The following is an 8,713-nucleotide window of genomic DNA, read 5'->3' as shown; positions in this document are numbered from 1 at the left end:
CACCCCCCCCGCCCCCCGCGGCGGGTGCTCGGGTTTTTCTAACCTCCCGCCGGCCGCCCCCCGGGGGGGGCCGGGGGGGGGGGGCCCCCGGGGGCGGGGGGCCGTCGGGGCCCGGGTCCACCAGGGCGACCGGGCGCAGGCCGTACGCGGGAGTGGCGAGCAGGGTCGCGAGTACGCGTTCGCCCAGCGGGCCGGCGCCGACCACCAGGGCCGGACACGGCGCGGTGCGGCGCAGCTCGCGTAGGACCCGGTGGGCGACGGCCCGCGCCAGGCACATCAGCGGGGCGTGGGCGGCGAGGAGCGCCAGGAGCTGCCCCCACCGCGCGGTGCTCGCCGGATCGAGCGCGACCAGCCCGGTGGTGACGACACACCAGGTCAACACGGCGTGTCGAACCAGTACGGGGAGTTCGTCCAGGGCCCCGGCGGACAGCCCGGGGCGGTAGAGGCCGGCGCGCGCGTGCAGCGCGAACAGCACCACCAGCGCGGGCAGCGCGGTCCGCAGCGCGCCCGTCGTGTCCGCGGCGTTCAGCGCGTTCGCCGCGTCCGTCGCATCCGCGGCGTTCGGCGTGTGCAGCGCGCCGAGCGCGTTCGCGAGCAGCAGCGCGGCGACGGTGGCCGCGCCGTCGGCGGCCAACAGGACCAACGGCGCCAGCCGTTGCCGCAACGGCGCCCGACCCCGGGACGACTGCGACACCCCGCCGCCACCGCCCCGCGGCGCACACACCGACACGGCGGACACGGCGTCGCCCCCGGCCACGACGTCGGCCCCGGCCGCGACACGGGGACCGCTGCCGCCATCGACGGCGGTAGCGGTGTGGGTGCTGATGCTGGCGCTGGTGCCCCCGTCGGCCTCGGGGTCGTGGTCCGGGCCGCTGTCGGATTCGACGGGCGCGGTGGCGGCGGGTTGCGCAGTGGGCTCGGCGGCGCGGGTGCGTGGGGTGCGGGCCGCGCCGGGGCCGGCGCCGGCGGTCCGTACGTCGTCCGTGGTCATGGCGTTCCCGCACCCGGCCTGCCGGCCGGGACCTGGCCGACGGCTGCGGCGTCGGTAGCCATGTCGCCGGTTGCCGGGTCAGCGGTTGCCGCTCCGGCGGTCGCTGCTTCGGCGGTAGCCATGTCGGCGGCTTCGGCAACGGCGCGGGCGCCGGTGGCAGGCACGACGGCGGCAGACACGACGACGGGCACGGCAGCAGTAGGCACGGCAGTGGCGGGCACAGCCGCGGCAGACGGGTCGTCGCGCCCAGGCCGTTCAGCAACGGACACAGCCGGGACAGCCGGGCCACCACACCCGGGCGGTGCAGCGGCAGCCACGGCCGCGGCAGACAGGCCACCACGCCCACGCGGTGCGGCGGCGGACACAGCCGGGACAGCCGGACCGCCACCCCCGGGCAAGGCGACGCCAGCGGGGCCACCGCCCCCAGGCCGTGCGGCGGCAGGCACAGCCCCAGCGGAGGAGCCACCCCACCCAGACGCGGTGGCGGCAGCCGCACCAAGCACCGTCGCGTACACCCGCCCCACCTGCGCCCCCACCCGCCGTACGTCGTGCCGTTCGCACACATGGCGCCGGGCCTGCGCGCCCAGTGCGGCGCACCGGTCGGGGTCGGCCAGCAGGGTGGCGACCGTGCGGGCGAGGGCGGTCGGGTCGTCGGGCGGGGTCAGGCAGTGGGCGGCGTGTCCCGGCGGTAGGCCCTCACGGGCGCCGGTCACCTCGGTGACCACGACCGGCCGGCCGCAGGCCATCGCCTCCAGCGGGGCCAGCGCCATCCCCTCCCAGCGCGAGGGCAGCACCACCAGATCGGCCGCCGCGTACCAGCGCGCCGGGTCGCGCGTCGGGCCGGCGAACACGACGTCGGGCGGTGCGGCGCGGCGCAGCCGGTCGCCGTACGGGCCGTCGCCGACCAGGGCCAGCCGTGCCCCCGGGACCGCGGCGGCGATCCGCGGCCAGGCGGCCAACAGCACGTCCTGCCCCTTCTGTCGGCACAGCCGCCCCACGCACACCACCAGCGGCCCGCACCGCACCGTCTCGTACAGGTCGGGGAGGCCGGCGCGGGCGGCGCGGCGCGCGGTCGGGTCCTGCGGTACGAAACGGCCGGTGTCCACCCCGTTGCGCACCACCGCCCAGCGGCCGGCGATCCCGGCGGCGACGCCGCGCAGCCGCTCGTCCTCGCTCACGCACAGCAGCCGGGTGGTCCAGCGCGCGGCGTACCGCTCCCAGCGCACGGCCAGGGCGCGCGTCAGGCCGTCGGCGGCGTCGAAGGACCAGGCGTGCGGCTGATGCAGCGTCGGCACCCGACGGCCCGCCGCGAGCCGCCCCGCAAGACCCGCCTTTGCGCTGTGGGTGTGCACCAGATCGGGGTCCAGGGTGCGGATGATGCGGGCCAGCCGGGCGGTTTCGGCGGCCAGCGCGGGGCCGGGGGCGCGCCGCGCCGGCCAGTGCAGGACCTCCGCCCCGGCCGCCGCGACCTCGGCGGCCAGTGTCCCGCCGGGCGGGCAGGCCACCACCGGGCGGAGCCCGCCCGCGCGCTGGCCGCCGACCAGGTCGGCGACGACCCGGGCCACCCCGCCGGACACCGGCTGGCAGACGTGCAGCACCGTCAGCGGCTGCCCGGCACGGGTGCCCGGGGCGCGACCGGGGGCCGGCACCGTACGGCGTTCCGGGGCGCGGCTGCTCCCCGGCGACCCGCCCTGACGCGGCGAGCGACGGTCTCGTGGCGAGCGATTGTCTGGCGGCACGCACGGCCCCCCAACAGCGGTTCTCAGCGATGTCGTGAGCTCCGGAATTCGCGGAGCTGAAGCGGCCAAACCATGACAGAAAGTCATCTGCAATTCACGCGAGACGCGCACAGATAGGCCGACAGTGTGACTTTCACTTCCTCGGCCATTCGACTCCGGGCGGCACGGCGCGCCGATCATCCGATATAAGCCAATCCCGCCCACTCGGTTGTTACCGTCCCTTTTTGCCAGATGAGACGACGAATAGACCAGATGGGCTATCGCTGCCGCAAGGCAGGCCCTGCTCGTTCCGCGGGAGGCCGCGTTGGCTGCGAACAGCCATGTCAGAGCGTCAGCGAAGAAGGCCAAGAAGGTCGACGCTGCCGCCGATTCCAAAAAGGCACGGCGGGGCGACCGTGCGGCAGCCGCCTGCGCATCCGCCGATTCCACGACGCCCCACACCACCGACGATTCCTCGCCCACCGGCGAATCCCCGTCCGCCGGCGAATCCCCGCCCACCGGCGAAAGCGGCCGGGGCACGCCGACCGTTCCGGAATCGAAGCCCGCCCCGGCTCCGAAGCCTGCTCCGCACCCGAAGGCCGCCCCGGTTTCGAAATCCGTTCCGACGCCGAAGCCTGCTCCGGTTTCGCAAGCCGCTCCGTCGCCGAAGGCCGTGCCGACACCGAAGGTCGCTCCGCACGCGAAGCCCGTTCCGAAGCCGGCGCCCGGTTCGAAACCGGACCCCGCGCCGAAGCCGTCCGCGCGCCGGAGCGCCCAGCCCCGTCGGGCCCCCGCTGACGCACCGCGCGGCACGGCCGAACGCAAGGCCGGCCAGACCAACCGGGCCGGACAGCCCGACCAGCCCGAACAGCCCAGCCAGACCGGCCCAAACGGCCAAGTCGACCAGGCCGACCAGGCCAGTCAGACCGGTCGGACGAAGGGCACGCGTGCCGCGACCGACCGCCCGAACGCGACCCCGCGCCAGACCACGCCGGACAACGCGCCCACCTCCACCCGGCCGACCGCCGCGCCCGTCCCCGCCCCGACTGCTGCCCCGTCCACGGCCCCCTCCCCCGGCGCCGCCGACAAGCAGCCGACGCGCTACGACTACGACCGGTACAGCCAGTTGGCCGGGCCGCTCACCGAGCCGCCGGCGGGCGAGCCCTACCGGGTGCGCTACCGGAGCCTGCTGGCGCAGGAGCCGCACCGGGTGCGGGCCGCGCTGTTGTTGGCCGCCGCGCCCGCCGTGTCCGCGCTGTTGCTGGTGTGGCTGCTGCGTCCCGAGCACTGGGTGCACCGGACGTACGTGTCCCGCTGGGTGACCACCGCCGATGCGGTGATGCTCGTGTCGATCGGGCTCATCGAGGTGTTCCGGCTGTTCACGGTCGTCTCCAACGCCCACGCCACGCTGGTGGCCCGCGACCCGGTGCCGGTGCGCGCCGCGGCCGGCACCAAGGTGGCGTTCCTGACCAGCTTCGTGCCGGGCAAGGAGCCGGTGGCGATGGTGCGCGCCACGCTGGCGGCGGCGACGCGGCTGCGGCACGCCGGCACGCTGGACGTGTGGCTGCTCGACGAGGGCGACGACCCCGAGGTCAAGGAGTTGTGCGCGGCGCTCGGCGTGCGGCACTTCTCGCGCAAGGGCGTGGCCCGCTGGAACCAGCCCACCGGACCGTTCCGGGCCAGAACCAAGCACGGGAACTACAACTCCTGGCTGGACGCGCACGGCGACGCGTACGAATTCATGGCCTGTGTGGACACCGACCACGTGCCGCTGCCGAATTTCCTGGAGCGCATGTTGGGCTACTTCCGGGACCCGGACGTCGCCTTCGTCGTGGGACCGCAGGTGTACGGGAATTACGACGCGGCCGTCACCAAGGCGGCGGAGAGCCAGCAGTTCCTCTTCCACGCGCTGATCCAGCGGGCCGGCAACGCCTATGACGGGGCCATGTTCGTGGGGACCAACAATGCGGTGCGGATCAGTGCACTCAAGGGCATCGGCGGGCTCTACGACTCGATCACCGAGGACATGGCCACCGGATTCGAACTGCACCGCACGCGCAATCCGCAGACGGGCCACAAATGGCGTTCGGTGTACACGCCGGACGTGTTGGCCGTCGGCGAGGGTCCCGTCGCCTGGGCGGATTTCTTCAGCCAGCAACTGCGGTGGAGCAGGGGCACCTACGAAACGCTGTTCAAGCAGTACTGGCGCGGCATTCCCACGCTGCCGCCCGGACGGTTGCTCAACTATTCGCTGCTGCTCACCTTCTATCCGATGTCGGCGCTGAACTGGGTGCTCTCCGCGCTCTCCTGCACGCTCTTCCTCGGGCTCGGCGCGTCCGGCGTGCAGATCTCGTCGGAGGTCTGGCTGATGCTCTACAGCGATGCGGCGGCGCTCCAGATCGGGCTCTACCTCTGGAACCGCAAGCACAACGTCAGCCCGCACGAGCCGCGCGGCTCTTCGGGCACGGCCGGCATGGCCCTGTCGGCGATCTCCGCCCCGATCTACGCGAAGTCGCTGTGCGATGCGGTGCTGCGGCGCAAGAGTCGGTTCGTCGTGACGCCGAAGGGCGACTCGTCGAGCCCGGACCGGCTCGCGACCTTCCGCATCCACCTGCTGTGGGGTCTGGTCTTCGGCGGTTCGCTGGTGGCCGCGCCCTTCCTCGGCCACACCCACGTCGCCATGTGCACCTGGGCGCTGCTCGCGGTGCTGCTGTGCCTGGCGGCGCCGGCCGTGTGGTGCGGCGGGCTGCTGCGCGCGCGGCGTACCGCGCGCCGGGGCACGGCCGCGCTGCCGGCGGCCCGCGGCACCGGGCAAGACGGCAACGGACAGGACGGCACCGGGCAAAGCGGCGCCGGGCAGGACGGCGCCCCGGCCGACGCACCGTCACCACCGTCATCACCGGCGACAGCGGCGACAGCGGCGACAGCGGCGACAGCGGCAACGGCACCGACGACCACGGCGACGGCCACCGCGACCGCAACGGCGGCCGACGAGCCGGCCCCCACCCCCGCGGCGCAGACCACCCAGCCCACGACGACGGACGCCACCACGGCAGAGAGGGATTCGCTGTGCGCCACCTGATCACCCCCCGGGCCCGTACCACCGCCATCAGCGCGACGGCCATGCTGGTCATCGCCGGCCTCAACGCCCCGGCGGCCGTGAGCTACGCGGAACGCACCTACCACGCGTACAAGATCAACCAGCCCGGCTACAAGGCCCACTACGGGCACTGGAAGCTGCTCTCGGTGCCGGAGAAGTACCGGGTCAGGGCGATCCACGCGGCCCTGCTGCGCACCGGGAAGGTGCTGCTCATCGCGGGTTCGGGCAATGACGAGAAGCGGTTCGACGCGGGCACCTTCGACACCCTCCTGTGGGACCCGGCCAACGACACGTTCAAGCTCATCCCCACCCCCGAGGACCTGTTCTGCGGCGGCCACTCGCAACTGCCGGGCGGCAACATGCTGGTGGCCGGCGGCACCGCGCGCTACGAGGTGCTGGACGGCGAGGTCGAGCGCGCGGCCGGCCCGATGATGGTCAAGAACGAGGACCCGGACCGCGGACGCCGCTTCGCCAAGGGCACCGTCTTCCGCGCCCCCGACGGCAAGCGCTACCGGGCCACCCGCGCCTTCCGGCTCGACCCGGCGGAGAAGAAGACGCTCAAGGGCAAGGGCCGGGACGGCAAGGTGGTGGTCAAGGCCAGCGAGACCCGGGTGTTCGTCGAATCGGTGAAGAAGGGCAAGGCGGGGCTGCGCGACAAGCCGGCCCAGTACACGATCGGCGGCCTCAAGGGGCGGGCCAAGCAGGACGTGTACGGCCTCGCCCAGGCGATGACGTTGGACAAGCAGGACTACCAGGGCATCAACGCCACCTACGAGTTCGACCCGGACGACGAGCGCTACGTACCGGTCGACCCGATGCAGGAGAGCCGCTGGTACCCCACGCTGGTCACGCTCGACGACGGGCGGGTGCTGTCCGTGTCGGGCCTGGACGACGTCGGGCAGATCATCAACGGCATCAACGAGATCTACGACCCGAAGACCAAGAAGTGGTCCAAGGCCCCGCGGCACTACTTCCCCACCTATCCGGCACTGTTCCTCACCAAGGGCGGCAAGCTCTTCTACTCCGGGTCCAACGCCGGGTACGGGCCGGCCGACCAGGGCCGCGTGCCGGGCCTGTGGGACCTCAGCCGCAACACCTTCCAGCCGGTGCGCGGGCTCACCGACGCCGACCAGACCGAGACGTCGACCTCGGTGCTGCTGCCGCCGGCGCAGGAGCAGAAGGTGATGATCCTGGGCGGGGGCGGCGTCGGCGAGTCGAAGAAGTCCACGCCGCGCACCGCGATCGCCGACCTGACGAAGAACCCGCCGCGCTACGAGAGGGGGCCGGACCTGCCGCAGGGCACCCGCTACCTGTCCAGCGTGATCCTCCCGAACGACACGGTGTTCACCACCGGCGGCTCCCACGACTACCGCGGCAAGGGCGACAGCGACATCCACAAGGCCCAGATCTACGCGCCGCAGAGCAACTCCTTCCAGCGGGCCGCCGACCCGACCGTGGGCCGCAACTACCACTCCTCCGCGCTGCTGCTGCCCGACGGCCGGGTCGCCACGTTCGGCTCCGACCCGCTCTACGCCGACCGGGCCAACACCCAGCCGGGCACCTTCGAGAAGCGGGTGGAGATCTACAGCCCGCCGTACCTGTTCGCCAAGGACCGGCCCGCGCTCGGCGCCGGCCCCAGCGAGCTCAAGCGCGGCGGCGGGGCGACCTACCGCACCCGCCACCCGGAGCGCATCACCAGCGCCAAGTTGATGCGCCCCAGCGCCGTCACCCACACCACCGACGTCGAACAGCGCTCCATCCAACTCGGCATCACCCGCCAGCGCGGCGCGGTCACCCTCTCCGTCCCCGAGGACCGGTCGCTCACCCCGCCCGGCTGGTACATGCTCTTCGTCACCGACGCCAAGGGCACCCCGTCCAAGGCCACCTGGGTGCACCTGCCCTGAGCCGTGCGGCCGGGCCACCACCCGGCAGGCGCCACGCGGCGCCCGGCCCCACTCGGAGCCGGGCGCCGCGCCCGTGCGTCAGGACCTGCCGGGGCCGTCGGCTACCCGCCGCCCCGCCCGGCCGCGGGCTACCGGGCCGCGTTGCGGGCCAACTCCAGCGCGTACGAGGGCCACCAGCGGCCGGCCGGCGGGCCGCCGCGGCAGGCGCCGTCCGACTCGCCCGGGCGCTTGATCCACAGGTACGCGTCCACGCCCGGCTCCCCGGTGTCGGTGGTCGGCGGGTGGCCGATGGCCCGGCCCGGCGGGTTGCACCAGGCGCCGTCCGGGCCGCCGTCCGGGCCGCCGTCCGGCGCCGGGCCGCGCCCGTTGCGCGAGGTGTCGATGACGAACGGGGCGTCGTCGACCAGCCGGGACAGCCGCCGCCCGTACGCCGTGGTGGCCTCGGTGGTGTGGAAGTTGGACACGTTGAGCGCGAAGCCGTCCGCGTAGTCGATGCCGGCTCGCCGGAGCGAGGGCACCAGGCGGGCCGGGTCCGGGACCCAGCCCGCATTGCCCGCGTCGAGGTAGACGCGGGTGCGCGGCAGCCCGGAGAGCGTGACCACCGCGTGCCGCAGCAGGTCGAGCCGCTCGCCGCGGAGCGGCTCCGGCACGCAGCCGTCCACCACCTGCGCCACCGCGTCCGGCTCCACGATGACCAACGCGCTGCGGTCACCGATCCCGGCGGCCAACTCGGTCGCCCACTTGCGGTACGCGGCGCCGTCCCCGGCCCCGCCCCTGGAGTACTGGCCGCAGTCCCGGTACGGAACGTGGTACGCGACCAGGACCGGCATCCGCCGCTGCGCCCGGGCCGCCTCGGTGATCTCGCGGGCCCGCTCCCGCGGTGGGGGGGGGCGGCCCGCCCCCCGCCCCCCGCGGCGGCCCGCGGGGGGGCCGCCGGCGGGGGCCCCCGCGCGCCCGGCGCCCCCCCCGCGCGCGGGGGGGGGGGGGGGGGGGGGGGGGG

Annotated in this window: 4 protein-coding genes and 1 pseudogene; 2 read left to right on the top strand and 3 right to left on the bottom strand. The window is 74.5% G+C overall.

Going from position 1 to position 8,713, the window contains the following annotated elements; all coding sequences use genetic code 11:
- The coding region (locus AAHZ94_RS22680; RefSeq protein ID WP_502964745.1) for a nucleoside-diphosphate sugar epimerase/dehydratase at window positions 1-991 on the bottom strand (991 nt) is incomplete at its 3' end.
- Window positions 992-1,470: 479 nt separating this feature from the next.
- A pseudogene (locus tag AAHZ94_RS22675) lies at window positions 1,471-2,640 on the bottom strand (glycosyltransferase); the annotation flags it as partial.
- 1,195 nt (window positions 2,641-3,835) lie between these two features.
- Here AAHZ94_RS22675 and AAHZ94_RS22670 point away from each other — a divergent pair.
- Together AAHZ94_RS22670 and glxA are read left to right on the top strand one after the other, a co-directional pair.
- Window positions 3,836-5,791 carry a glycosyltransferase family 2 protein gene (locus AAHZ94_RS22670; RefSeq protein WP_349994822.1) on the top strand — a complete coding sequence of 652 codons (1,956 nt, stop codon included), beginning with the start codon at window positions 3,836-3,838 and terminating at the stop codon, window positions 5,789-5,791.
- Window positions 5,779-7,713 (top strand): radical copper oxidase GlxA, encoded by a 1,935-nt coding sequence (gene glxA, locus AAHZ94_RS22665; RefSeq protein ID WP_502964744.1) that lies wholly within the window; start codon window positions 5,779-5,781, stop codon window positions 7,711-7,713. The genes AAHZ94_RS22670 and glxA overlap by 13 nt, the downstream gene beginning before the upstream one ends.
- A 128-nt stretch (window positions 7,714-7,841) precedes the next feature.
- On the opposite strand, the gene AAHZ94_RS22660 is transcribed toward glxA, so the two are convergent.
- Window positions 7,842-8,713 (bottom strand): glycoside hydrolase family 6 protein (locus tag AAHZ94_RS22660; RefSeq protein ID WP_349994820.1); only part of this gene is annotated, 872 nt, incomplete at its 5' end.

This window comes from Streptomyces sp. HSW2009 (assembly GCF_040240285.1).
Taxonomy (GTDB): domain Bacteria; phylum Actinomycetota; class Actinomycetes; order Streptomycetales; family Streptomycetaceae; genus Streptomyces.
The sequence above is the reverse complement of the archived record's forward strand: the minus strand, read 5'-3'. Positions and strand labels throughout refer to the sequence as shown.